19 protein-coding genes, 1 tRNA gene and 2 pseudogenes are annotated in these 24,261 nt (G+C 73.6%); 12 read left to right on the top strand and 10 right to left on the bottom strand.

What is annotated here, in order from left to right; all coding sequences use genetic code 11:
• Nucleotides 1–140: 140 nt before the first annotated feature.
• Nucleotides 141–1,508, top strand: coding sequence for an alkaline phosphatase PhoX (locus ACZ7KF_RS35170; protein ID WP_471084488.1), 1,368 nt, complete (start codon nt 141–143; stop codon nt 1,506–1,508).
• Nucleotides 1,509–1,759: 251 nt separating this feature from the next.
• On the top strand, nt 1,760–3,706 hold the full coding sequence (locus ACZ7KF_RS35175) for a collagenase (RefSeq protein WP_471084492.1): 1,947 nt from the start codon (nt 1,760–1,762) through the stop codon (nt 3,704–3,706).
• A 76-nt stretch (nt 3,707–3,782) separates the two neighbouring features.
• On the opposite strand, the gene ACZ7KF_RS35180 is transcribed toward ACZ7KF_RS35175, so the two are convergent.
• Nucleotides 3,783–5,228 (bottom strand): glyceraldehyde-3-phosphate dehydrogenase, encoded by a 1,446-nt coding sequence (locus tag ACZ7KF_RS35180; RefSeq protein ID WP_471084495.1) that lies wholly within the window; start codon nt 5,226–5,228, stop codon nt 3,783–3,785.
• Nucleotides 5,229–5,415: 187 nt separating this feature from the next.
• Here ACZ7KF_RS35180 and ACZ7KF_RS35185 point away from each other — a divergent pair, with 187 nt between their 5' ends.
• Together ACZ7KF_RS35185 and ACZ7KF_RS35190 are read left to right on the top strand one after the other, a co-directional pair.
• A complete protein-coding gene (locus ACZ7KF_RS35185; RefSeq protein WP_471084498.1) occupies nt 5,416–6,642 on the top strand; it encodes a hypothetical protein in 1,227 nt (408 codons plus the stop codon).
• 126 nt (nt 6,643–6,768) lie between these two features.
• The gene (locus tag ACZ7KF_RS35190) at nt 6,769–7,461 is read left to right on the top strand and encodes an alpha/beta fold hydrolase (protein WP_471084501.1); all 693 of its coding nucleotides are present in this window, start codon (nt 6,769–6,771) and stop codon (nt 7,459–7,461) included.
• Between the two features lie 48 nt (nt 7,462–7,509).
• Here the strand turns inward: ACZ7KF_RS35190 and ACZ7KF_RS35195 are convergent, their stop codons facing one another.
• Nucleotides 7,510–7,824 carry a hypothetical protein gene (locus ACZ7KF_RS35195; RefSeq protein ID WP_471084504.1) on the bottom strand — a complete coding sequence of 105 codons (315 nt, stop codon included), beginning with the start codon at nt 7,822–7,824 and terminating at the stop codon, nt 7,510–7,512.
• Between the two features lie 249 nt (nt 7,825–8,073).
• On the opposite strand from ACZ7KF_RS35195, the gene ACZ7KF_RS35200 reads away from it, so the two are divergent.
• From ACZ7KF_RS35200 to ACZ7KF_RS35210, 3 genes are all read left to right on the top strand, one after another.
• Nucleotides 8,074–8,394, top strand: coding sequence for a hypothetical protein (locus ACZ7KF_RS35200; RefSeq protein ID WP_471084507.1), 321 nt, complete (start codon nt 8,074–8,076; stop codon nt 8,392–8,394).
• Nucleotides 8,395–8,503: 109 nt separating this feature from the next.
• Nucleotides 8,504–9,334: a PP2C family protein-serine/threonine phosphatase gene (locus ACZ7KF_RS35205; protein ID WP_471084510.1), complete on the top strand. Its 831-nt coding sequence runs from the start codon at nt 8,504–8,506 to the stop codon at nt 9,332–9,334.
• A 190-nt stretch (nt 9,335–9,524) separates the two neighbouring features.
• Nucleotides 9,525–10,538, top strand: a complete 1,014-nt coding sequence (locus ACZ7KF_RS35210) for an MASE1 domain-containing protein (RefSeq protein WP_471084770.1) — start codon at nt 9,525–9,527, stop codon at nt 10,536–10,538.
• A 52-nt stretch (nt 10,539–10,590) separates the two neighbouring features.
• Here ACZ7KF_RS35210 and ACZ7KF_RS35215 read toward each other — a convergent pair whose 3' ends face one another.
• Nucleotides 10,591–10,941, bottom strand: a complete 351-nt coding sequence (locus ACZ7KF_RS35215) for a hypothetical protein (protein WP_471084514.1) — start codon at nt 10,939–10,941, stop codon at nt 10,591–10,593.
• 132 nt (nt 10,942–11,073) lie between these two features.
• On the opposite strand from ACZ7KF_RS35215, the gene selA reads away from it, so the two are divergent.
• The gene (gene selA, locus ACZ7KF_RS35220; RefSeq protein ID WP_471084517.1) at nt 11,074–12,609 is read left to right on the top strand and encodes an L-seryl-tRNA(Sec) selenium transferase; all 1,536 of its coding nucleotides are present in this window, start codon (nt 11,074–11,076) and stop codon (nt 12,607–12,609) included.
• Nucleotides 12,609–14,345, top strand: a pseudogene (locus tag ACZ7KF_RS35225) (SelB domain-containing protein); the annotation flags it as partial. The gene selA and the pseudogene ACZ7KF_RS35225, both read left to right, overlap by 1 nt.
• 35 nt (nt 14,346–14,380) lie before the next feature.
• Here ACZ7KF_RS35225 and ACZ7KF_RS35230 read toward each other — a convergent pair.
• Nucleotides 14,381–14,473, bottom strand: a tRNA-Sec gene (locus tag ACZ7KF_RS35230).
• Between the two features lie 37 nt (nt 14,474–14,510).
• Here ACZ7KF_RS35230 and selD point away from each other — a divergent pair.
• Nucleotides 14,511–15,536 (top strand): selenide, water dikinase SelD, encoded by a 1,026-nt coding sequence (gene selD, locus ACZ7KF_RS35235; RefSeq protein WP_471084520.1) that lies wholly within the window; start codon nt 14,511–14,513, stop codon nt 15,534–15,536.
• A gap of 31 nt (nt 15,537–15,567) precedes the next feature.
• Here the strand turns inward: selD and fdh are convergent, their stop codons facing one another.
• Together fdh and ACZ7KF_RS35245 are read right to left on the bottom strand one after the other, a co-directional pair.
• Entirely contained in the window at nt 15,568–18,828 is a 3,261-nt protein-coding gene (fdh, locus tag ACZ7KF_RS35240) for a formate dehydrogenase (protein WP_471084523.1), read from the bottom strand.
• A gap of 191 nt (nt 18,829–19,019) precedes the next feature.
• The gene (locus tag ACZ7KF_RS35245) at nt 19,020–19,802 is read right to left on the bottom strand and encodes an HD domain-containing protein (RefSeq protein ID WP_471084526.1); all 783 of its coding nucleotides are present in this window, start codon (nt 19,800–19,802) and stop codon (nt 19,020–19,022) included.
• A 188-nt stretch (nt 19,803–19,990) separates the two neighbouring features.
• Here ACZ7KF_RS35245 and ACZ7KF_RS35250 point away from each other — a divergent pair, with 188 nt between their 5' ends.
• Complete coding sequence (locus ACZ7KF_RS35250; RefSeq protein WP_471084529.1) at nt 19,991–20,581, top strand: DUF4232 domain-containing protein; 591 nt, start codon at nt 19,991–19,993, stop codon at nt 20,579–20,581.
• An 86-nt stretch (nt 20,582–20,667) separates the two neighbouring features.
• On the opposite strand, the pseudogene ACZ7KF_RS35255 reads toward ACZ7KF_RS35250, so the two are convergent.
• From ACZ7KF_RS35255 to ACZ7KF_RS35270, 4 genes and pseudogenes are all read right to left on the bottom strand, one after another.
• A pseudogene (locus ACZ7KF_RS35255) lies at nt 20,668–20,883 on the bottom strand (helix-turn-helix domain-containing protein); the annotation flags it as partial.
• Entirely contained in the window at nt 20,778–21,020 is a 243-nt protein-coding gene (locus ACZ7KF_RS35260; RefSeq protein WP_471084796.1) for a hypothetical protein, read from the bottom strand. The pseudogene ACZ7KF_RS35255 and the gene ACZ7KF_RS35260, both read right to left, overlap by 106 nt.
• Before the next feature lie 38 nt (nt 21,021–21,058).
• Nucleotides 21,059–22,066 (bottom strand): NrfD/PsrC family molybdoenzyme membrane anchor subunit, encoded by a 1,008-nt coding sequence (gene nrfD / locus ACZ7KF_RS35265; RefSeq protein WP_471084532.1) that lies wholly within the window; start codon nt 22,064–22,066, stop codon nt 21,059–21,061.
• 28 nt (nt 22,067–22,094) lie between these two features.
• Entirely contained in the window at nt 22,095–23,093 is a 999-nt protein-coding gene (locus tag ACZ7KF_RS35270; protein WP_471084535.1) for a 4Fe-4S dicluster domain-containing protein, read from the bottom strand.
• A 530-nt stretch (nt 23,094–23,623) separates the two neighbouring features.
• Here ACZ7KF_RS35270 and ACZ7KF_RS35275 point away from each other — a divergent pair.
• A partial coding sequence (locus ACZ7KF_RS35275) for a HAMP domain-containing protein (RefSeq protein ID WP_466586466.1) occupies nt 23,624–24,261 on the top strand: 638 nt, incomplete at its 3' end.

Here is a 24,261-nt window from a genome sequence, read left to right on the forward strand (position 1 = left end):
CGGGCCGTGGAGGAACGACGTGGAGGAATCACTCCGTCGAGGAGTGACACGTGCTCCGCGCGTGGTTCCCGAGGCCCCGCACCAGGTGATAGACACGGCGGGTCACAGTTCCTGTCCGCCAGCAGGAAGGTTGTTGCCGCATGTCTGCAACGCGCCGTCAGGTCCTGTCCACCGCGGGTGCCCTGGGAGCGGGCATCGCCTTCACCGGGGCCCTGTCCGAGATCTTCGCCGGAACCGCCGCCGCCCAGAACCTGGGGCACACCGGCTACGGCCCGCTCGTCCCCGATCCGAACGGCCTGCTCGACCTGCCGAAAGGTTTCCGCTACACCGTGCTCTCGCAGGAGGGCCACCAGCTCCGTTCGGGCGAGGGCCGTGTGCCCTCCCACCACGACGGCATGGCCGCCTTCGCCGGGCGGAAGAACCGCACGCACCTCGTCCGCAACCACGAGAACCGCGTCACCGCCCCGATCGCGGTCCCGACCGTCAGCGGTCTCACCTACGACCCGCAGGGCAAGGGCGGCTGTACGGCCCTGACGATCGACGCGCACCACCGCGTACTCTCCGAGCGGGTCGCCATCGCCGGCACGGCGGTCAACTGCGCGGGCGGCCGGACCCCTTGGGGCACCTGGCTGACCTGCGAGGAGACCGAGGACAGGGCAGGGACCAACGGCTACACCAAGGACCACGGCTTCATCTTCGAGGTCCACCCCACCGAACCGCACCGCACCGGCGCGGTCCCGCTGACCGCGATGGGCCGCTTCCAGCACGAGGCGATCGCCGTCGACCCGCGCAACGGCGTCGTCTACGAGACGGAGGACGCCTTCGAGAAGCCGTTCGGCCTCTTCTACCGCTTCCTGCCGAACAGGCCGCTGGGCGGCGTGGGGTCGCTGCGCGCCGGCGGCCGGCTCCAGGCGATGCGGGTGCCCGGCGTACCGGATCTGTCGACGGTCCAGGAGACGGGCGCGCGCTTCGACGGCGTCGAATGGGCGGACGTCCCCGACCCGTCCGCCGCCTCCACGCCGACCCGGTTCCAGGACTACGGGGCGGGCGGCATCACCCACGCGCAGAAGCTGGAGGGCTGCTACTGGGGCGGCAGCTGCGTGTACTTCGTGTCGTCCTTCGCCCGGAGCGCGGACGGTTCGGGGGCCGACCACTACGGGCAGATCTGGCGCTACGACCCGGCGCGCCGCCGGCTGACCCTGGTCGTCGTGTTCGGCCCGCACACCGACGTGCAGCTGCCCGGCGAATCCCCGGACAACATCTGCCTCGCTCCCAGCGGCGGCCTGATGGTGTGCGAGGACGGCAACGGCGCGCAGCACGTCTTCGGCGTGACCCGCGGGGGCGAGGTGTACGCGATGGCCCGGGGCCGCCAGAACATCGGGACGGCGACGGAGCCCGAGTGGGGGGAGTTCGCCGGGGTCACCTTCTCGCCCGACGGGGAGACGATGTTCGTCAACTGCTACACGCCCGGGACCACGTTCGCGGTGACGGGTCCGTGGCGCAGGTAGGCGGCGGGCGGCGGTGATCATGCCGGGGCGGGCGGAGGCGCGCGCCCCGGCATGAGGCGTGACGCGGCGTGCGCTCGGCCCGCCGGGGGGTGACGGCCTCTCGGCACGCGGAGCGCACGCCGCCGTGATGTTATGAGCGGCCGGTGCCATGTGCTATGTCACACGCCATTGTTGGCCGGGCGGTGCGCTGGGACAGTGCCTCTCACGCCTCAACACCCCACAGAGGCGCATCCCTTCGTAAAGGAATCCAGATGCGCTATCGCTTCGCGCTGCCCGGACGCGTGCCGAGGGGCAGGGCCGGCCGTATCGCCGGCGCCGCCGCCGTCTGCGTCACCCTGGCCGGACTGCTGACCACCCCGGCGCTGGCGGCCCCCCGCCCGCAGCCCGGCCCGGCCGCCGCACCCCGCACGCAGCTCCCCGTGCCGTCGCCCGCAGCCGCGTCCACCGCCGCCACCGAGCGCCCCGCGACCCGGCCCGAGCGGCTCGACCCGGTCCAACTCCCGCCGCTCCCGCCCACGTTCACCCGGCCGGCCGGGCACACGGTGAAGGCGACCGCCTGCACCCCGGCCGACTTCGGCGGCCGCACCGGATCCGCCCTCGTCGCCTACGTCAAGGCCGCGACCCCGGACTGCGTCAACACGCTCTTCTCGGTCACCGGCACGAACGCCCGCGACATCTTCCGCCAGGCGCAGATGCTGACCGTGGCGAACGCGTTCACCGGAGCCGCGGGGCAGTACCGCGGCGACAACTCCGGCGGCCTGCTCCCCCTGGTGCTCTTCCTGCGCGCCGGCTACTACGTGCAGTTCAACCACCCCGGGGACGTGGGCTCGTACACCTCCCGGCTCACCACCGCGGTCACCAGCGGCCTCGACACCTTCTTCGCCCGCTCCCACTCCCGGGACGTCACGGCGGCCAACGGCGACATCCTCGGCGAGACCGTGATCCTCACCGACAGCGCCGACCAGCAGGGCCGCTACCTCTCCGTCTACCGGCGGCTGCTCGACGACTACGACAGCTCGTACGACTCCGTGGACAGCATGATCAGGGCCGTCAACGACGTCTACACACCCCTGTGGCGCGGGAACTGGAACCCCCAGTACGTGCGGGCGGTGGCGGCCGACCCGCGCATCATCGACACCCTGTACGACTTCGCGCTGGCCAACACCGACCAGCTCGGCACCGACCTGGCCTTCCTGGACTCCAACGCCGGGATGAACGTCGCCCGTTACGTCGAACACCCCGAGCTGCGGGACACCGCCGGGCCCTTGGCCAAGGACCTGCTGGACCGGACCGCGATCACCGGTCCGACGGCCGGGCTGTGGGTGGCGGTGGCCGCGCAGGCCGCCTTCTACGACAGTGCCGACTGCGCCTACTACGACGTCTGCGACCTGCCGGAGAAGCTCGACCGGGCCGTCCTGCCGGTCACCCGCCACTGCGACGCGAACGTCACCGTCCGCGCCCAGGCGCTGACCGCCGCCGACCTCGACGCCGCCTGCGCCAGTGTGCTCCGCCAGGACGCGTACTTCCGCGCGGTCGTGAAGGCGGGCGGGCCGATACCCGGCCAGTACGCCTCGACCCTCCGGCTCGTGGTCTTCGGCAGTCGCGCCGACTATCAGATGTACGCCGGCGCGATGTACGGCATCAGCACCGACAACGGCGGCATGACGCTGGGCGGCGACCCGTCGGACCCCGCCAACCAGCCGATGTCGATCATGTACCAGAAGGACGCCGACGACGGCTTCCCGGCCCGGATCTGGAACCTCAACCACGAGTACACGCACTTCCTGGACGCCCGTGACGACATGAAGGGCGACTTCGGGCGGCAGATCTCCGTGCCCGACGTGTGGTGGATCGAGGGCGTCGCCGAGTACGTGTCCTACGGCTACCGCGGCCTCGCCGACGACCAGGCGGTCCAGGAGGCGGGCAGGCACACGTACCGACTGAGCACCCTGTTCGAGAACACCTACGACAACAGCGACGTGACCCGCACCTATCCGTGGGGGTACCTCGCCGTGCGCTACATGATCGAGCGGCACCCCGACGACGTGCAGCGCATGCTCGACCGCTTCCGCGCCGGCGACTACGCCGGCGGGTACGCCGTCTACCACGACGGCATCGGCACCCGCTACGACGCCGACTTCGACCAGTGGCTCACAGCGTGCGCCACGGGCGCCTGCGCCAGGCCGGCCGTGGCCTGACCGCGCGCGCCCGAGCGAGACGGCCGCCGCCCGGAACCCCGGACGGCGGCCGTGCGCGCGGGCGGCAGGGCGGGGATCAGACCGCCGTCGCCGGGTACGTCGGGTACTCCACGCCCGACACGTGCTGCACGACCCGGACGACCTGGCAGGAGTAGCCGAACTCGTTGTCGTACCAGAGGTAGAGGATCGCGTTGTCGCCGTCGACCTTCAGGGCGCCGGCGTCCACGATCGAGGCGTGGCGCGAGCCGATGAAGTCGCTGGAGACCGCGTCGGGCGCCGTGGTGAAGTCGATCTGGCGCTTGAGCGGCGAGGTCAGCGAGACCTCGCGCAGGTAGTCGTGGACCTCCTCGCGGGTGGCCTCGCGGGCCAGCTGGAGGTTGAGGATCGCGATCGACACGTCCGGCACCGGGACCCGGATCGAGCTGCCGCTGATCTTCGCCTTGAGGTCGGGCAGCGCCTTGGCGACGGCGGAGGCGGCACCGGTCTCGGTGATGACCATGTTGAGCGGCGCGGAGCGGCCGCGGCGCTCGGACTTGTGGTAGTTGTCCAGCAGGTTCTGGTCGTTGGTGAACGAGTGGACGGTCTCCACGTGCCCGCGCAGCACGCCGTACTCGTCGTCCATCGCCTTCAGCGGCGGGACGATCGCGTTGGTGGTGCAGGAGGCGCAGGACAGGATCTGCTCGTCCGGCTTGATGGTGTGGTGGTTGACGCCGTGCACGATGTTCGGGACGTCGCCCTTGCCCGGCGCGGTCAGCACGACCTTCTCGATGCCGGGGCGCAGGTGCTTGGACAGGCCCTCGCGGTCGCGCCACTTGCCGGTGTTGTCGATCAGGATGGCGTCGCGGATGCCGTACTCGGTGTAGTCCACGTGCGACGGGTCGTCGGCGTAGATCACCTTGATGGCGTTGCCGTTGGCGAGGATCGTGCTGCTGTCCTCGTCCACGGTGATGGTGCCCTGGAACTGGCCGTGGATGGAGTCGCGGCGCAGCAGCGAGGCGCGCTTGACGATGTCCTGGGCGCCGCCGCCGCGGACGACGATGGCGCGCAGCCGCAGCCCGTTGCCGGAGCCGGACTTCTCGATCAGCAGGCGGGCGACGAGGCGGCCGATGCGGCCGAAGCCGTAGAGCACGACGTCGCGCGGCTCGCGGCGCTCGATCTTGTTGGCGCCGGTGGCACCGGCGACCGCCTCGGCGGTGAACTGCTCCACGCTCAGGCCGCGGTCGTCGGCCTTGTACATGGTGGCCAGCATGCCCAGGTCGATCTGGGACGGCCCGAGGTCGAGGGCGGCCAGGGCCTGCAGGAACGGCATGGTCTCGGTGACCGACAGTTCGGCACCGTCGATCTGCCGGGCGAAGCGGTGCGTCTTGAGGATGCTGACCACCGACTTGTTCACCAAGGAGCGGCTGTGCAGCAGGACGGTCACGTCCTGCTCGCGGTGCAGCTTCCCGATGAGCGGGATCATCGACTCCGCGATCTCCTCGCGGATCTTCCAGTTCGTGAACGAGTCGTCGTTGACAGTCACAGGTCCATCTTTCGAGCTAGGCAGCGCTCATATGATAACCACATGGTTTCGGCGCGCCCGCAGCCCCCCTCCAGGCGGACCCGCGCGGCCCCGGACGGTGACAGCTCCCGGCCCGATCACCCGTGTTCCTGAATCAGGGTGGAAGTGCGCGAGAAACCCGGGTCGCGGATTGCGTCACCCCGCGGGCGTGCCCAAGGTCGACAGCGTGCGCACCTCCTCCGTCCCCCGGGCCGAGCCGACGGCCCCCTCCCGGCCTCTCGGCCGCCCCCGGCTGCCACGGCCCGCCGCGTCGGCCCCGCCGCGGGGCGCCCTGCCGGCCCTCGCCCTGTTCGCGGCCGTCCGGCTCGCCGGGGTCGGCGCGGTGGTCCTCACGAACACCCTCAGAGGCCGCCCGCCGATCGAGGACCTGGCCCACTCCTGGGACTCCCGCTGGTACCTGCACATCGCCGCGCACGGCTACGGCGACCTCATCTGGATCACCCCGCACGGGGCCGTCCAGACCGACTGGGCGTTCTTCCCCCTCTATCCCGCGCTCATCAGAGCCCTCACCACCGCCCTGCCCCTCGCTCCCGGCCAGGCCGCCCTGATCGTCGCCTGGACGGCCGCGATCGTCGCCGCGTACGGCATCCACCTCACCGGCCACCACCTGTACGGGCGCGGCGTCGCCACCGCGCTGGTCGCCCTGTGGGCCGCCCTGCCGCAGGCGGTGGAACTCACCGTCGCCTACACCGAGTCGCTGTTCGCGGCGCTCGCCGCCTGGTCGCTGTACTGCGTCCTCAGGGGGCGCTGGCTGTGGGCGGGCGCCCTCGCCGCGCTGGCGGGTCTGGCCCGGCCCAGCGGATTCGCGGTGGCGGCGGCCGTCTGCCTCGCCGCCGGGCACGAGGCACTGCGGCGCCGCGGCCGGGTCCCGGCAGGGCTGTGGGCCGGGACGGCCCTGGCCCCGCTGGGCTGGCTCGGTTACGTGCTGTGGGTGGGGAGCCGGATCGGAGACCCGCTGGGCGGCTACTTCACGGTCCAGAGCGCCTGGAACTCCCGCTTCGATTTCAGCGCGGGCTCGCTGCGCTTCCTCCAGGCCCTGTTCCTGTACGGCGGAGGCGTCGTCTACCCGGCGGCCCTGCTGATCGTCGCGGTGGGCGTCCTGCTGTTCGTCCTGCTGTGCCTGGACCGCGCCCCGCTGGCCCTGGTGGTCTTCTCCGGCGTCCTGGTCGTTCTCGTCCTGGGCGGCTCCGGCTCCTTCTCCTCCAAGCCGCGGTTCCTGCTGCCGGCCTTCCCGCTGCTCATCCCGATGGCCCGCGCACTCGCCCGGGCCTGGTGGCCGCGCCGGGCCCAGGCGGTCGTCGTCTACGGCGCCCTCGCCCTCGTCTCCCTGCTGTTCGGCGCCTATGTGACGGCGGTGGCCCACTCCCCGTTGTGAGCCGCACCCTCCCGCTCACGCGGGCCGGCCCCGTCGGCCCCCGGCCCGACACGAACCCGACGAGGGTGGAACCGGTACCGGCCGCGATGACATGATCGGACGGATGCGACGGGGGAGGTCGTGCCGATGAGGCTGCACACGCACGAGTGGGGTACCGGCGACCGGATCGCCGTCCTCGTGCACGGGATCATGTCCGACCATCGCGCCTGGCACCGGGTCGCCCCCGTCCTGGCGGACAAGGGATACCGGGTCCTCGGCGTGGACCTGCGCGGGCACGGCGCCAGCGGCCGGGGCGAGTACAGCCCCGAGAGCTGGGCGGGCGACCTCGTCGAAACCCTCCCGCGGCGGCCGGAGCTGGCGATCGGACACTCGCTCGGGGCACTGGCGCTGGCCGGCGCCGTCGAGGAACTGGCGCCCGCCCGCGCCGTCTACTGCGACCCGGCCTGGGACATGCGGGCGCGCGTGGTCGAGGCGTCCGCGTACTTCGCCGCCTTCAAGAACGCCGGCCGCGTGGTGATCAAGGGCCTCAACCCGCGCTGGGACGAGACCGACGTGGACATCGAACTGGCCACGCTCGCGGCCTGGGACCCCGCCTCGGCCGCCGTCCTGCCGGGCATCTACTCGGTCAGCCGGGCACCGGCACGCCCGGTGGTGCCCTCGCTGGTGGTCCTGGCAGGCGCCGGCCGACTCGTACGTCCCGGTCTGGGCGGGGAACTGGTCCGCCGGGGCTTCGAGGTCCGTACGGTCGAGGGGGCCGGGCACAGCCTCTACCGCGACGACTTCGACGGCTTCATGGGCGCGCTGGACGGCTGGATCTGAGGGGGGCTCGCGCCCCCCGAGGAGATCGGCGCACCAGGGCCGGCGGGGTCAGCGCGGGTTGAAGATCACGCTGGCGAAGCGGGCGCTGCCGGCCGCCGACTTGCCGGGGGCCAGCCGCAGGGCCGAACCCTTGCACTTCTTCTTCGTGTAGACGACGAGCGGCTTCTTCGTCCCGTTGCGGGCGCCGCGGGCCTCCTGGGCCATGTCGAAGCACTTGTAGTCCGGCGGGCTGTCGATGGCGTACGCCTTGCCCTGGGGGCCGACCCAGGCGAACGTGCCGTCGGCGGCGAGCGCGGAGCCCGTGGTGGTCAGGACGAGGGCCAGACCGCCGAGTACGGCGGCGAGCGGACGACACAGGCGCATTGCGGTGTCCTTCGTGAACGGAGACGGGAGAGGTGCGGACCGAGGCCGCACCCGTAATCTCCCATCCGCGCCCCGCCCCGTTCCGGACCCGACACGGGCAGGTCCACCGTCCGGGTGACGCCAGGGGAGAGGGGCTGACGGACCGCGCGCCGGCGGCAGCGGCGACACCCCGGGGCGCGGCCCCCCGTCCGCTGTGCGAAGCCCGCGAATCGGGGTAGACGAGGGGACGCCCGAGGAAAGGACTGTCCCATGACGACCTACGTGATCAGCGTCCCCGGCACCTTCACCACCGGGATCGAGGCCGGCACCCGCAGCCGGCTGGCCCGGGCGCTCCGGCCCGCCGATCCGCACGGCACGCACATGGGCAGCGCGGAGGACCTGGACATGCTCAGCGTCAACGACGACAACACCTTCACCCTGCGTCTGACCGTCGACGCCGACACCGGCCCGCACGCCGAGGAGGAGGCCCGCCGGCTCGCGGACGCCGCGCTCCGGGACGCGGGACTGGACGAGCGGACCGCACCGCTCGGGCCCGCGGTGATCACCGGCATCGACTCCGAGATCCGCTGACCGGGGCCACTCCCGGGGCGCGATCACCCGGAATAGGTAAAATCTAGACGTTTGCCGAAAATTCAGGCGGTCGGCCTTCCGGGAGCCACCGCCCCGCCGGAAGTGATCGATGCCCCGCAAGCGCCCCACGGACGAAGGCGACGAGCTGCTGGCCCGACTCGGTTCGCTCACCGCCCAGGCGCGCCAGCGCGCGGAGGCGCAGCGCACCCAGGTCGAGCTGGCCATCGCCCTGCAACGCGGCATGCTCCCCCGGGACCTGCCCGCCGCGCCCGGCCTCCATCTGGCGGTCCGGTACACGCCGGCCAACCTCGGCCTCAACGTGGGCGGCGACTGGTACGACGCCTTCGTCCTGCCGGACGGCCGGATCGGACTGTCCATCGGCGACGTGCAGGGGCACAACATCGAGGCCGCGGCCTTCATGGGCCAGGTCAGGGCCGGACTGCGGGCGCTCGCCTCGGTCACCGGCCACCCCGGCGAGCTGCTGACCCGCACCAACGACCTGCTGCTCTCCCTGGGCGGCGACCTCTTCGCCACCTGCACCTTCATGCGGCTCGACCCGGCCACCGGGGTGCTGGAGAGCGCCCGGGCCGGCCACATCCCGTTCGTATGGGCCACGGCGGACGGGAAGTCCGGCGTCGTCGACGACGGGGGAGGGCCGCCGCTCGGTATCGAGCAGGGCATCGAGTTCCCGGTGACCCGGCACCGGCTCACCACCGGCGGAGTGTTCGTCCTGCTCACCGACGGTGTGGTGGAGGGGCCCTCGCTGAACATCGAGGACGGCCTCGATCAGGTGGTGCGGCTCGCGGGCATCGCCGCCGTCGCCGGCCTCCGGGTCCACGCGCTCGCGGCGGCCGTGATCAAGGGCGCGGAGAGCGTCGGGCACGAGGACGACGCCGCCGTCCTGGTCGTGGGCCTCGACGGCCCCGGCCCCCTGCCCTGACGCCGCGCCCGGCCCCGGCACCCGTCCCGTACGGCCGGCCCCCGGGGGAACCGCCCCGGCCACTCCTCGCGTACGGCCCGGCACCTCGCCGCTCACGGCCGCCGCGGGGCGCCCGGTGATTCAGCCAGAGGGCCGGACGGGACCGGCCCTCGCCTCGCCGAGCCGCGGCCGTCGGTGTGAGATGGCTGCTGTGGCGGGTATCGAGGAACTGCGTCGACCGGGCGGCCTGGCCGTCCAGATGCTGGTCGTCGCCGCCTGCTACTACGGGGCGGCGCGACTCGGCCTGCTGCGCGAGCTGACCGTCGAGGGCGCCGTCGTCACCCCCATCTGGCCGCCGACCGGCGTGGCCGTCGCCGCGCTGCTGATCCTCGGACCGCAGTGCTGGCCCGGCATCACGCTCGGCGCCTTCCTCTCCGTCCTGTCCCTCACCACGCCGGACGTCGACGTCCTCGGCATCCTCGTCGGCAACACCGCCGCACCCGTCTGCGCGGCGCTCCTGCTGCGCCGGGCCCGCTTCCGCACCGATCTCAGCCGGCTGCGCGACGGCCTCGCCCTGGTGTTCCTGGCCGCGCTGGCCGCCATGCTGATCAGCGCGACGATCGGCGTCGGCCTCCTCGTCCTCACCGGCAGCCTGGCCGTCCACGGCTTCTGGCCCGTCTGGCTCGCCTGGTGGGTGGGCGACGCGATGGGCGTCCTGATCGTCACCCCGCTGCTGCTGTTGGCGCACGGAGCCCGCCGCCCGCTGCCCCTGCGCCGCTGGAAGGAGGCGACCGCGCTGGCCGTCGTCGCCTGCCTCCTCGTTCCGCTGGCCGCCCACAGCTCGCTCAGCCTGCTCTTCCTCGTCTACCCGCTCATCATCTGGGCGGCCCTGCGCTTCCAGCTGGTGGGCAGTGTGCTGTGCGCACTGTTCACGTCCGTGACGGCCACGATCGCGGCGACGGACGGTGTGGGCGCCTTCGCGGGGCTGAGCCGGGTCGAGGTGATGGCGAAGCTCCAGGCGTTCAACGGGGCGATGGCCCTGACCGCGCTGCTGCTGTCCGCCGTGATCACCGAGCAGCGCAACACCCGGCGCTCCGTGGAGAAGGCGTGCCAGGAACTGGTCGAGGTGCTGGAACACCTCACCGCGGGCGAGCCCCCGCCGCCCCGGCCGCACACGGACGCCGACGAGGTCGACGACCGTCCGTGGCCGACCGGGGCACCGTGAGCCGCCGGGGTGAGCCGGTCCGCAGGGGCCGTCGGGGGAGGGAGAGGGTCCGTCAGCGCTCCGACCGGTCCACCGGCCCCTCGTCGTCCCCGCCCGGCTCCGCGGACGGTGTCCCCGTCTGCGCGCGGCGCCGGCCAGGGGCCGGCGGGCGGGCGGGACCGGTACCGCCGGGCCGGCCGCCGCCGGCCGGGCCGAAGCCGCCGAGGACCCCCGGCGGTGCGTCCGCGACAGCCGCCGCCTCGCTGATGCGACGCCGGTCCCGGACCCCTGCCCGGCGCTCCGGACACGGGTGGTCCAACGGCTCGGCGGCGGCACGCTCAGAGGCCGCCTCGCACGGCCGGCGGGCGCCCCGTCCGGCCGCCGACACGTTCTCGTCCTGTGAAATGCGGTCGTGGTCGCTCATGCGGCGCCGGGTACCCGGGCGGTGCCCGCCGGCACCCGCCGCCCCGGCGTGTCGGACGGACAGGCGGGGGCACTGGGAGACGATGAGCGGAGCCCGCGCGGGCGCGGGGCCGGACCGGGAGGGACAGCGGCCATGGACCAGCGGCCGGAACCAGGACGGACAGGCGAGGACACCTCACGGAGCACGCCCGGGCCCGGGGGCCCGCCCCGGCAGCCGGACGCGGCCGACGCCCGCCGCCGCATCCCGCGCACCGACACCCTGCTGCGCGACCCCCGGCTCTCCGCCGCCGTGGACCGGCTCGGCGCGCGGCGGGTGAAGACCGCCGTACGGCAGGCCCAGGAGCGGGCCCGCGCGGGCGGTATCCCGCCGGAACAGGTGCCGCAGACGGCACTGGACCTGCTGCCCGGCACCGCGAGCGGGCTGCGCCCGGTGATCAACGCGACCGGCGTGCTGTTGCACACCAACCTCGGCCGGGCCCCGCTGTCCGCCGCCGCCCGGCAGGCGGTCGAGGAGGCGGCCGGTCCCACGGACGTCGAACTCGACCTGACGACCGGCGTACGGGCCCGCAGAGGACGCTCCGCACTCGCCGCGCTGCGCGAGAGGGTGCCGGCCGCCGGCGCGGCGCACGTCGTCAACAACGGCGCCGCCGCGCTCGTCCTGGCCGCGACCGCCCTGGCGGCCGGCAAGGAGATCGTCGTCAGCCGGGGCGAGATGGTGGAGATCGGCGACGGATTCCGCCTGCCCGACCTGCTCGTCTCGACCGGTGCGCGGCTCCGCGAGGTCGGGACGACCAACCGGACGACCCCCGCCGACTACGCGGCCGTGATCGGCCCGGAGACCGGGTTCGTCCTGAAGGTCCACCCGTCGAACTTCCGCATCACCGGCTTCACCCGTTCCGCCGAGGTCGCCGATCTCGCCGCTCTCGGCGTCCCGGTCGTCGTCGACATCGGCTCCGGGCTGCTCGCGCCGCATCCGGCCCTGCCCGAGGAACCCGGCGCCGACACCCAGCTGCGCGCCGGTGCCGCGCTCGTCACCGCGAGCGGCGACAAGCTGCTCGGCGGCCCCCAGTGCGGGCTTCTGCTCGGCCGGGAGGACCTGGTCCACGCCCTGTCCCGGCATCCGCTGGCCCGCGCCCTGCGCGTCGACAAGCTGACTCTGGCCGCCCTGGAGGCCACCCTCAGCGGCCCGCCCACCCCGACCGCCCTCGCCCTCACCGCCGACCCGGAGCGGCTCCGGGCCCGCGCCGACCGGCTCGCCGCCGTGCTGACCGCCGACGGGATCGACGTACGGGCGGTCGGGAGCGCCGCCACGGTCGGCGGCGGAGGCGCACCCGGCCTCACCCTGCCCAGCGCGGCCCTGGCCCTGCCCGAGCGGTACGCCGCCGCGCTGCGCACCGGCCCCGTCCCGGTCGTCGGCCGCCTGGAGGCGGGACACTGCCTGCTGGACGTGAGGTCGGTACCGCCGGAGGACGACGACCGGCTGGCGGAGGCGGTGCGGGCGGTATCGGCGAAGGGCGACGACCGGTGGGCGGAGGGGGTGCGGGCGGTCCCGGAGGACGTGCCGGAGGATGTGCCGGAAGACGCGTCGCAGGACGGGCCGGCAGCCGGTGGCGGGCCGCTCGCGCGGGGGGCGCGGGCGGTCCGGGCCCGGGCGGAAGGGCGGGCGTGATGCACGTGCTCGCCACCGCCGGCCATGTCGACCACGGCAAGTCCGCACTCGTACGGGCCCTCACCGGCATGGAGCCCGACCGGTACGCGGAGGAGCGCCGCCGGGGCCTCACCCTGGACCTGGGCTTCGTCTGGACCCGTCTCGCGGGTGAGGACCTCGCCTTCGTGGACGTGCCCGGGCACGAGCGGTTCGTCGCCACGATGCTGGCCGGCGTCGGCCCCGTCCCCGCCGTGCTCTTCGTGGTCGCCGCCGACCAGGGCTGGCAGCCCCAGTCGCAGGAGCATCTGGCCGTCCTCGACGCGCTCGGCGTCCGGCACGGCGTCCTCGCCGTGACCCGCAGCGACCTCGCCGACCCGGAACCGGTGCGCGTCGACGCCGCCGAGCGTCTGGCCGGAACCTCCCTCGGCAAGGTGCCGCATGTCGCGGTCAGCGCGGTCACCGGCGCCGGACTGGACGAACTCCGCACCGAACTCGCCCGCCTGACAGAAGCGTTGCCCGTGCCGGACGCGGACGCGGACGTCCGTCTGTGGCTGGACCGGGCCTTCACCGTCCGCGGTCACGGGACCGTGGTGACCGGCACTCTCGGCGCGGGCACCCTGCGCGTCGGCGACCGGCTGGTCACCGCGGACGGGTCGGCCGTGCTGCGGGTGCGCGGCCTGCAGACCCTGCACGAGGAGCGGACGGCCGTCGGCGCGGTGGCCCGCGTCGCCGTGAATGTGCACGGTCAGGGGGACGGCACGCTGGGCCGCGGGCAGGCGCTGCTGACCCCCGGCCGCTGGCTGTGCACCGAGGTGGCCGACGTACGGGTCGCCGGGGAACCCGTCGCCGACCTGCCCCGGTGCGTCACCCTGCACGTCGGGACGGCCGCCGTGCCCGTGACCGTCCGCCCGCTCGGCCCGGACACCGCCCGGCTCACCCTCCGCCGGGCGCTGCCCCTGCGGGCCGGCGACCGCGCGGTGCTCCGCGAACCCGGCGGCGGCCGCCTGCCCTGCGGGGTCACCGTCCTGGACGTACGGCCGCCCCGGCTGACCCGGCGCGGCGCGGGGCGGGCCCGCGCGACGCAGCTCGCCGGTCTGACCGGCCGTCCCGACGGCGCCGCCGAACTGCGCCGCCGCAAGCTGATCCGGCGCGCCGACCTGCGGGCGATGGGCATCCCGGTGCCGGGGGAACCGGTCGCCGGGGACTGGCTGGCCGACGCGGAGCACTGGGGTGCCCTCAAGGAGCGGCTGGCCACCGAGGTCCACGCGCATGCCCGCGCCCACCCGCTGGAGCCCGGCCTGCCCACCGAGGCGGCCCGCCGACTGCTCGGCCTGCCCGACCGTGCCCTGGTCGACGCGCTGGCCGCGGCGATGCCTCGACTCGGCTCCCGGCAGGGCCGGTTGTATCCGGCGGACAGCCCCCGGCCCGCTCTGCCCGCGCCCGTCCGTGCGGCCCTGGAGACCCTGTGCCAGGACCTCACCCGTGCTCCCTTCCAGGCGCCCGAGGCCGGACGTCTCGCCGAACTCGGTCTCGACCGCAGGGCGTTGGCCGCCGCGGCAGCGGTCGGGGACCTGCTGCGGATCGCCGACGGGATCGTGCTGCTGCCCGGCGCGGACACGGAGGCCGCCGCCGTGCTGCGCACCCTTCCCCAGCCGTTCACGCTCAGCGAGGCCCGGCGTGCGCTGGACACCACCCGCCGGGTGGCCGTACCGCTGCTGGAGTTCCTGGACGCCCGGGGCCACACGGAACGTGTCGACGACCTGCGCCGGCGGTGCCGCGCGCCGGCGGGGGACGGAGGCGGACGGGAATCGAACCCGCCGGCCCGAGATCCTCGGGCCCCTCGGTTTTGAAGACCGGGAGGGCCACCAGGCACCCACACGCCTCCACCGCTCGCCAGGCTACTGCCCCAGGAGACCACGGTCATGACAACGACACCGGCATCGACTTCGCCCCGACCGGCGTCCGTCCGGCTCACGCAGTTCGCCCACGGCGGCGGCTGCGCCTGCAAGATCCCGCCCGGCGAACTGGAGGATATGGTCGCCGGGCTCACCGCGCCCCCGCTCGCGGGTGGTGACACCCCGCTGCTCGTCGGTCTCGCCACCGGCGACGACGCGGCCGTGGTCACCCACCGGGGCACCGCCGTGGTCTGCACGGCCGACTTCTTCACCCCGGTCGTGGACGACGCCTACGACTGGGGCCGGATCGCCGCCGCCAACGCCCTGTCCGACGTGTACGCGATGGGCGGCCGGCCCGTGCTCGCCGTCAACCTGCTCGCCTGGCCGCGCGACCGGCTCCCGTTCGACCTCGCCCGCGAGGTGCTGCGCGGCGGACTGGACATCGCCACCGAGGCCGGCTGCCACGTCGGCGGCGGGCACAGCGTCGACGACCCGGAACCCAAGTACGGCATGGCCGTCACCGGAATCGCCGACCCCGGGCGGCTGCTGCGCAACGACGCGGGCCGGCCCGGCCTGCCGCTGTCGCTGACCAAGCCGCTGGGCGTCGGTGTCCTCAACAACCGCCACAAGGTCACCGGCGAGCGGTTCGAGCACGCCGTCGCCACGATGACCGCCCTCAACCGGGAGGCGTCCGAGGCCGCGCTGGCCGCCGGAGCCGAGTGCGCCACCGACGTCACCGGGTTCGGATTCCTCGGCCACCTGCACAAGCTGGCCCGCGCCTCCGGGGTGACCGCCCTGGTCGACACCGCCGCCGTCCCGTATCTGGACGGCGCCCGGGAGGCCGTACGGGACGGGTACGTCAGCGGCGGCACCCGGCGCAACCTGGAGTGGGTCGCGCCGTACACCGACTTCGGGGACGCCGACGCGGACACCCGGCTGCTGCTCGCCGACGCGCAGACGTCCGGCGGGCTGCTCGTCGCCGGAGAGGTGCCCGGCGCGCCGGTGGTGGGGGAGCTGGTGCCGCGCGGGACGCACTCCCTCGTGCTCGGGTAGGACCGCCCACGCCCCGCTCGGGCGGCACCGCTCACGGCTCGGTCCCGGTGTGCTCGTCGATGCCCGCCCGGATCCGGTACGCCCGTACCAGCGTCACGGCCGCCGGCCCCCGGGGGCGCCGTCCGGGGCGGATGTCGACGGCGAACGCCTTCGTCTCCTGGATGTGCGTGTTCGGGTCCAGGGACAGATGCAGCAGCTCGTTGGCCGCGTCGCCGGTGCTGTAGCCGTTCGGGCCCCAGTGATAGGGCAGCCCCACCTGATGGAGCCGGCGGCCGTGCACGGTCAGCGGGGTCATCCGGTCGGTGACCAGCACCCGCGCCTCGATCACGCCCCGCGCGCTGACGATCGTCGCCCACCCGGTGTGCGCCAGGCCCCGCTCGGCGGCCAGCTCCGGGGACACCTCGCAGAAGCACTCCGGCTGCAGCTCCGCCAGATACGGCTGCCAGCGGGACATACCGCCCGCCGTGTGGTGCTCGGTGAGCCGGTAGGTGGTCGCCACGTACGGGAACACCCGGGAACCGGGCTCGTCGCCGCTGGGCTGGTAGCGGTTGTCGGGGTGCGGGGGCAGCAGGTGCCGCACGGGGTTGCGCTGCTGCGCGTGGACGAGGTTCGGGACCGGGGAGTCCTGCGGCTCGTAGTGCGTCGGCAGCGGTCCGTCGGTGAGCCCGGACGGCACGTGCAGCCAGGCCTTGCCGTCGGCCTGCATGATGAACGGGTCCCTGCCGGACAGTGCCTCCGGTCCCTCCGCGTCCTCGGGCGGTTCGTGGTCCGGCGCCTTGTCCTTCGCGAAGTCGGGGACGTCGTGGCCCGTCCACTCGCCGTGCTCCGCGTCCCACCACACCAGCGCCTTGCGCTCGCTCCACGGCCTGCCCTCGGGGTCGGCGGAGGCGCGGTTGTACAGGATCCGGCGGTTGGCCGGCCAGGCCCACGCCCACTCGGCCGCCACCCAGTCCTGCTCCCGGCCGGGCTTGCGGCGGGCCGCCTGGTTGACGCCGTCGGCATACACCCCGCAGTAGATCCAGCAGCCGCAGACCGTCGAGCCGTCGGCCTTCAGCTCCTCGTACGAGGAGAGCGGACGGCCCTCGGCGTCCCGGCCGTTGATCTCGGCGAGGACCGCCTCCGCGTCCGGCTCGGCAAGCCTGCCCTTCGTCGGGTAGTCCCAGGTCAGATCCTGCACCGGCCGGTCCATCTCGTCACGGGACCCGGCGAGTCTCTCCCGGACGATCCGGCCCAGGTGGTAGGTGAACCACAGGTCGCTGCGCGCCTCGCCGGGCGGCTCGACGGCCTGGTGGTGCCACTGGAGCAGCCGCTGGGTGTTGGTGAAGCTGCCGTCCTTCTCGGTGTGGGCGGCGGCCGGCAGGAAGAACACCTCGGTGCGGATGTCCTCGGTGCGCAGCTCGCCGGTCTCGATCTCGGGCCCGTCGCGCCACCAGGTCGCCGACTCGACGAGCGAGAAGTCGCGGACGACCAGCCAGTCCAGGTTGGCCATGCCGAGCCGCATCAGCTTCGCGGCGGCGTTGCCCACCGCCGGGTTCTCGCCGATCAGGAAGTAGCCTTTGCAGACGCCGTCCAGCTGGGCCATCGTCGTCTCGTACGTCGAGTGCGAGCCGGTCAGCCGGGGCAGGTAGTCGAAGCAGAAGTCGTTCTCGGCGGTCGCCGCGTCACCCCAGTACGCCTTGAGCAGGCTCACCAGGTACGCGCGCATGTTGCCCCAGTAGCCCTTGTGCGACGCCTCGGCCCGGACGAAGGCGTCCAGGTCCTCGTTCCGGTGGGCGTGCGGCATCGGGATGTAGCCGGGGAGCAGGTTGAACAGGGTCGGGATGTCCGTGGACCCCTGGATGGAGGCGTGTCCGCGCAGGGCCAGGATGCCCCCGCCCGGCCGGCCGATGTTGCCGAGGAGGGTCTGCAGGACGGCGGCCGCCCGGATGTTCTGCACGCCCACCGTGTGCTGTGTCCAGCCCACCGCGTAGGCGAACGCCGTCGTCCGGTCGCGTCCGGAGTTCTCCGTGACCAGCTCGCACACCTGCCGGAACAGATCCCGCGGCACCCCGCAGACCTGCTCGACCAGTTCCGGCGTGTAGCGGGCATAGTGCCGCTTCAGCACCTGGAACACACAGCGCGGGTGGGTCAGCGTCTCGTCGCGTTCCGGCTCGCCCTCGCCGATGACCGCGCCACCGGAGCCATGGGCCTCGCCGCGGGCGGCCTCGGTGACGGAACTGCCGCCGCCGGTGCGCTCCTCGTACTCCTGGTCGCGCTCGCCCGAGGCCGCCTGCGTCTCGGTGCCCTCGTACTGCCAGCTGGCGTTGTCGTACGAGCGGGTGTCGGTGTCGAGGCCGGAGAAGACGCCCGCCAGATCCTCGGTGTCCCGGAAGTCCTCCCGCAGGATCACCGGCGCGTTGCTGTACGCCACGATGTAGTCACGGAAGTACTTCTCCTCGCACAGGACATGGTTGATGATCCCGCCGAGGAACGCGATGTCCGTGCCCGCGCGCAGCGGCACGTGCACGTCGGCGAGCGCGCTGGTGCGGGTGAACCGCGGGTCGACGTGGATCACCTTCGCGCCCCGCGCCTTGGCCTCCATCACCCATTGGAACCCGACCGGATGGCACTCGGCCATGTTCGAGCCCTCGATGAGGATGCAGTCCGCGTTCTGCAGATCCTGCTGGAAGGTGGTCGCGCCGCCGCGGCCGAACGAGGTTCCCAGACCGGGAACGGTGGAAGAGTGTCAAACGCGCGCCTGGTTCTCGATCTGGATCGCACCCAGAGCGGTGAAGAGCTTCTTGATCAGGTAGTTCTCTTCGTTGTCGAGCGTGGCTCCGCCGAGGCTCGCGATGCCCAGGGTGCGCCGGGTCCGGGTCTCGTCGACCTCCCACTGCCAGCCCGCCCGGCGGGCCTCGATCACCCGGTCGGCGATCATGTCCATCGCCGTGTCCAGGTCCAGCCGCTCCCACTCGGTGCCGTGCGGGCGGCGGTACAGGACCTGGTGCTCGCGGGCGTCCCCGGTGGTCAGCTGGAGGCTGGCCGCGCCCTTGGGACACAGCCGGCCGCGGGAGACGGGGGAGTCCGGATCGCCCTCGATCTGGGTGACCCGGCCGTCCTGGACGTACACGTTCTGCCCGCAGCCCACCGCGCAGTACGGGCAGACGGACTTCACCACCCGGTCGGCGGTGGCCACCCGGGGTGTCAGACGGGCGCTGCGCCCGCTCTTCGCGGCGGCGCCCCGGCCGAGCGGATCCGTGCCCGTGAGCTGGCGGTACACCGGCCAGGAGTCGATCCACGTGCGTACGCCCACGACTCCCTCCTCCCGCTCGGTCCCTCGCCTGTCCCGCAGTCCCGCGCTCAGGGACGTCTGCCGGCGTGGACGCGCGCGGAGTACCCCCGCCGGGCGGTCCCAAACGGGTCCGGCGGGGGCGGGCGTACTCTCCGGCGGGGAGCATCCGCCGCCGCGCTGTCGCCCGCGCCCCTGCCGCTGTCCGGGCCGGCTCATTCCTCGAAGGGCGCGGCGAGCAGCAGATCCTCCAGGGTGGGCACCGGGAAGCCGGGGATGTGCCGCCGGCCGACCTCGGCGAAGGGATGCATGAGTTCCCCCAGGGGCTTGGTGCGGCACAGCGACAGCATCGTGTCGAGCGCGTCCTGCTTGAACCCCCGCCGGGGGAACGCGGCGAGCACCTCCTCCAGGGCGTCGGACGGAATCCCCTGGAGGCCGTTGCCGGTGAAGTCGAGTCCGGAGCCCAGGCAGACCAGGGCGATCTCCGGCCTCTTGCGTGTGGCGATCCCGGTGCTGGTGTGCAGGGCGATCGCGTCCCAGACGACCTCCACGCGCGCGGATCTCATGCCCAGCCCCTCCAGGAACCGGCGCGCGGCGTCGGCGCCGTCGACCTCGAAACGCTCGTTCGGCGTCCGGAACCTGTCGACCAGTCCGAGGTCGTGCAGTACGGCGGCCACGAACACCAGCTCCCGGTCGTAGCGGACGCCGCGCCGGTCGAACAGCAGCGAACCGAAGAGGTACGTCCGCATCACGTGGTGGAAGAGGGGCTCCGAGCTCACACCGTGCGCGAGGGTCACGGCCTGCCGGGCCGCCGGGGTGTCGGGGATCCGGACTCCGGCCACCACCGAGGGCAGGTCGTCGAGGGGGCGGGCGGCGGCGGGCGGAGCGGGCACCGCCGTGGGGAGCACGGTCACCGCGCCCGCCACCGCGACGCCGGCACCGCGCTGGAGCACCGTGCGCCGGGTGACGTTCTGTCCGCCGGTGCTTTCGTCGATCATCTGCGTGTCCTTCTCGCCGACTGCTTGTCGTCGAGAGCCTAGGAACGGCGGTTTCCGGCCGGACAGTGGCGAAAATGACAGAAAGTTCCGGATTTTCGCCAGGCCGCCAACTTTTCCGCCCCGCCGCGCATCACACCTGATGTACAAGGCGAGCCAACGACACCGTCAGGAAGGGAAGAACGCTCACCATGACCCATCAGGACCAGACCCACACGACCGAGACCGCCACGGCCTCCCGGTCCGACCGGCGCGGGCGCCTCCTGCGCGCGACGCTCGCGGTGACCACCGCGGCCGGACTGGGCATCGCCGGCGCCGGGACGGCGGGCGCCGCCGGTGCCGCGTCCGCGACCCCCACCTGCTCCGTGTCCGCCCTGAGTGCCTCCTTCGGCGAGACACTGGCCGGCGGCATGAACCATCAGGGCGTGGTGCTGAAGCTGAAGAACACCGGCGCGCACACCTGCCTGCTGCGGGGCTTCCCGGGCCTCGGTCTGGAGAACGCCGCGCACCGGACGCTCCCCTCGACCACCCACTGGGGCGACACCTGGTACGCCAAGAGCCCGGCCAAGACCACCCTGACCCTCGGCACGGGCCGGACCGCGGAGGCCGTCATAGCGTGGACGCACGCCAACACCGGTACGTCCGACGCCGTCCACGCCGCCTACCTCCAGGTCACCCCGCCGGCCGCGACCAGCCACAAGACGCTCGCGTTCCCCGAGTGGGTCGACCACGGCGACCTCCGGGTCACCGCGCTCGCGTACCGGATCCACGTCACCCCGTGAGCCGCCCGGCCGGTCCCCGCACACGGGAGGTGCCCCTCGCCGGTCGTCGCGCGCGCTCGCACGACCTGCCCTAGCCGGGGGGACGGGTCCGTCTCCTCGTCGGGCACCCACCGCAGCACGTCGCCGGGCGGGCAGCCGAGCGTGCGGCAGATGGCGTCGAGCGTGGTGCACCGCACGGCCTTCGCGCGCCCGTTCTTCAGCACGGCGAGGTCGGCGGGAGTGATGCCGACGGCGTCCGCGAACTCGCCGACCGAGAGCCTGCGCCGGGCGAGGAGCAGATCGAGATCGACGACGACGGCCATCGGACCACCCCGGCGATCTCGGTCTGCAGATCCGTCGCCTTGCGGAGCAGGCCGCGCGGGACGACGACCAGCATGACGAACGCCGTGCCGACGCCGACACCCGTGAGCGCGGCGGACAGGGCGCCCGACGACCGCATCCATCGATGATCGATGAATCTCTATCGACCATCGATCGTCAGGTGGTCGTCGGACGCTCCCGCTGCGGGACGACGGTGTACCGGGGGTCCTCCGCGGAGGCCACCCCGGCGTGGAACACCCCGAAGCGCAGGGCGGCCGAGCCGGTGAGCAGCGCGGCCCCGGCCACCAGGGCGAGACGCCTGTCCCGTCCGCGCAGCAGCGCCAGGGCGGCGCCGCCCGTCGTCAGCAGCTCCGCGGCGCGCAGCAGCAGCCGCGGCCCGCCCTGCTCGAACGGCTCGGCGACCAGGCCCATGCGCCGCTTCATCACCCGGAAGGCGCCCAGCTCCAGGGCGGCCCCGAGGACGGCCAGCCGGCGGGCCGGTCCCGCCTGCGCGGTCGGAGCCGCGGCCAGGGCCAGACCGGACGCCGCCGCGGCGGCCGAGCCCGCGAACACGTACGGCAGTTCGCGGTAGCCCTCGTGCCAGGACGGCACCGCGGTGTCCGCGAGCAGCACCGCGGTGTACGTCGCCACGGCCGGGCCGAGGACGGCGGAGGCCACCGTGGCGGCCGAACCCAGCAGCCGGTAGCGGCCGGCCACCTCGGTGGCCGCGGCGGTCAGCGCCAGTGGCGCGTACCCCGCCAGCAGCCACGAGCCCACACTCATCGGGGACGTGGGCTTGAACACCCGGAGCATGTTCAGGAACCGGGCCGGCCGGCCCAGGTCGTGGACGAGTGCCGCCAGCGAGAGGGAGACGGCCCCGGCCGCGCCCAGCTTCGCCGGTGCCGCGAGCCCCGGCCGGCCGGTCAGCTGGCCCCCGGCAGCCAGCAGCGAGGACGCCCCGGCCAGCCCACCGAGATACAGGTACCCGGCGATGTCCAGCGGCTTCCACGTCGGCTTGTTGAGCACGGGCAAGCCGTAGTACGACGCGAACTCGGCGTCCGGCACCATCGGCCGCTCGCCCCGGCCGCGCCGGCGCCCGCGGCGGCCCGGGCGGGCCCCGGTCATCGCCTCCCGGCCGGGCCGAGCGCCCCGCACGCCCTCCCGGGTGACGTCCGACTCGCTCATCACGGCCTCCTCGGGCTGCCGTCGTGACTCATCGCGGCCTCCCGGCGAAGCCGGCCACGGCCAGGGCCACCAGGGAGGCGGCGGCCACGGCCGCGTGCCGCCACATGCCGGGCAGGTCCCGGGTGGTGACCACCGGGTCCGGGGGCAGCCCGTACACCTCCGGCTCGTCCAGCAGCAGGAAGAACGCGCCGGCGCCGCCGACCCCGTCGTCCGGGCTCTCGCCGTAGAGGCGGGCGTCCGTGACGCCGGCCGCGTGCAGGCGCGCCACCCGCTCCCGCGCCCGCTCCCGCAGTTCCTCCAGCGGGCCGAACTGGATCGATTCCGTGGGGCAGGACTTGGCGCAGGCCGGCTCCAGGCCGACGCCGAGCCGGTCGTAGCACAGGGTGCACTTCCAGACGCGGCCGTCGTCCTCGCGCTGGTCGATGACACCGTAGGGACAGGCGGGCACGCAGTAGCCGCAGCCGTTGCAGACGTCCTCCTGGACGACGACCGTGCCGAACTCGGTGCGGAACAGCGCTCCCGTGGGACACACGTCCAGGCAGGCCGCGTGCGTGCAGTGCTTGCACACGTCCGAGGACATCAGCCAGCGCAGTTCGGTACGGCCCTCGGGGGAGACCGGGGAGATCCGCCCGGCGGGTGCCGTTTCCGGCGCGGGACCGGGGCCGGGAGAGGAGGGGGCGCCGGTGCCGAGCCGGGACGCGGCGGCGAAGACGTCCACGTCGTCGTGCGCGACCCCGGGCTCCGGCCCGCCGAGCGGCCTGCGCTGCTCCACGAAGGCCACGTGCCGCCAGGTGTCGGCCCCGAGGCCCCGCGTGTTGTCGTAGGACATGCCGGTCAGTTCGAGGCCGTCCTCCGGGATCGCGTTCCACTCCTTGCAGGCGACCTCGCAGGCCTTGCAGCCGATGCACACGGAGGTGTCGGTGAAGAAGCCCACCCGCGGCGGGGCGTCCGGATAGCCGGCCGCGCCGGAGACGTCCGGCTGCGGGCCGTACAGCGCGTTCCCGTGCGCGTCGTCGGCGTCCCTCATGCCGTCCCTCCTCGTTCACGACCGCCGCCGGACGACCCCCGTTCCTCCGGCACCGCCGCCGTGCGCTCGGCTTCCGCCCGCTTCCGGTCCCTCACCAGGCTCGCTCGGTTCCGAACCCGGCACGAGTGCCCCCTCGCCCCGCGTCCGAAACGGCGCCCGCCCCTCCGGCCGGACCGGCGGGCGGAGCCGGTAGCCCCGGCGCGCGCCCCGTACGGGACATGTCATCCGCCCCCGCTCGGCCACGCCGCGACGCGCGAGCACTCCTTCGGGCCGCCGGTCCAAACCCTCACGGGTACCCGGCCTGAGCGCCCTCACACCCGTCCGGGACGGAGGAGTTCCGCGACGGCCGAGGGTTGGCCGATTGCTTTGTCCAAGCCTCCGAAGGTGGGTTAACCTGCGGCGTATTTTCTCATCATGCAAATCCGTGAACTGCGGAAATGCACACACCAACGGCTGGGCGGCAGACTGCCCCCGGCCGCGGTTCCGAGTCCTCGCCGCGGGGGCTCTTGGGGAGCGGATCGAGGGTGCGCATGGCCGGCAAGGCGACCGGGACGACCGAAGCGGTCCCGGGTGACCACGAACTGAGAAGACTGCTCGCGGGGCTGACCGCGGTGCGTGACGGAGACTTCGGCACCCGCCTGCCGGACGACTCCACCGGACTGATGGGCGACATCGCCACCGTCTTCAACGGCATGGTCGACCAGCTGTCCGTGTTCACCTCCGAAGTCACCCGGGTGGCCCGCGAGGTGGGCACGGAGGGCACCCTCGGCGGACAGGCCCAGGTGCCGGGTGTCTCCGGCACCTGGGCCGACCTGACCGACTCGGTCAACGCGATGGCGGGCAACCTCACCACGCAGGTCCGCGACATCGCGCAGGTGGCCACCGCCGTGGCCAAGGGCGACCTGTCGCAGAAGATCGACGTGCCCGCGCGCGGCGAGATCCTCCAGCTGAAGGAAACCGTCAACACGATGGTGGATCAGCTCTCCGCGTTCGCGGACGAGGTGACCCGGGTCGCGCGCGAGGTCGGTACCGAGGGCCGCCTGGGGGGTCAGGCGCAGGTGCCCGGTGTCGCCGGTGTCTGGCGGGATCTGACGGACTCGGTGAACTTCATGGCCGGGAACCTGACGGCGCAGGTGCGCAATGTCGCCCAGGTGACGACCGCGGTGGC

The sequence above is a fragment of the Streptomyces sp. NPDC038200 genome, from assembly GCF_055600785.1.

Coding starts and splice junctions, on each gene's coding strand:
- ACZ7KF_RS35170 (WP_471084488.1), top strand. CDS start 141: ATGTCTGCAACGCGCCGTCAGGTCCTGTCCACCGCGGGTGCCCTGGGA.
- ACZ7KF_RS35175 (WP_471084492.1), top strand. CDS start 1,760: ATGCGCTATCGCTTCGCGCTGCCCGGACGCGTGCCGAGGGGCAGGGCC.
- ACZ7KF_RS35190 (WP_471084501.1), top strand. CDS start 6,769: ATGAGGCTGCACACGCACGAGTGGGGTACCGGCGACCGGATCGCCGTC.
- ACZ7KF_RS35195 (WP_471084504.1), bottom strand. CDS start 7,824: ATGCGCCTGTGTCGTCCGCTCGCCGCCGTACTCGGCGGTCTGGCCCTC.
- ACZ7KF_RS35200 (WP_471084507.1), top strand. CDS start 8,074: ATGACGACCTACGTGATCAGCGTCCCCGGCACCTTCACCACCGGGATC.
- ACZ7KF_RS35205 (WP_471084510.1), top strand. CDS start 8,504: ATGCCCCGCAAGCGCCCCACGGACGAAGGCGACGAGCTGCTGGCCCGA.
- ACZ7KF_RS35215 (WP_471084514.1), bottom strand. CDS start 10,941: ATGAGCGACCACGACCGCATTTCACAGGACGAGAACGTGTCGGCGGCC.
- selA (WP_471084517.1), top strand. CDS start 11,074: ATGGACCAGCGGCCGGAACCAGGACGGACAGGCGAGGACACCTCACGG.
- selD (WP_471084520.1), top strand. CDS start 14,511: ATGACAACGACACCGGCATCGACTTCGCCCCGACCGGCGTCCGTCCGG.
- ACZ7KF_RS35245 (WP_471084526.1), bottom strand. CDS start 19,802: ATGATCGACGAAAGCACCGGCGGACAGAACGTCACCCGGCGCACGGTG.
- ACZ7KF_RS35250 (WP_471084529.1), top strand. CDS start 19,991: ATGACCCATCAGGACCAGACCCACACGACCGAGACCGCCACGGCCTCC.
- ACZ7KF_RS35260 (WP_471084796.1), bottom strand. CDS start 21,020: ATGCGGTCGTCGGGCGCCCTGTCCGCCGCGCTCACGGGTGTCGGCGTC.
- nrfD (WP_471084532.1), bottom strand. CDS start 22,066: ATGAGCGAGTCGGACGTCACCCGGGAGGGCGTGCGGGGCGCTCGGCCC.
- ACZ7KF_RS35270 (WP_471084535.1), bottom strand. CDS start 23,093: ATGAGGGACGCCGACGACGCGCACGGGAACGCGCTGTACGGCCCGCAG.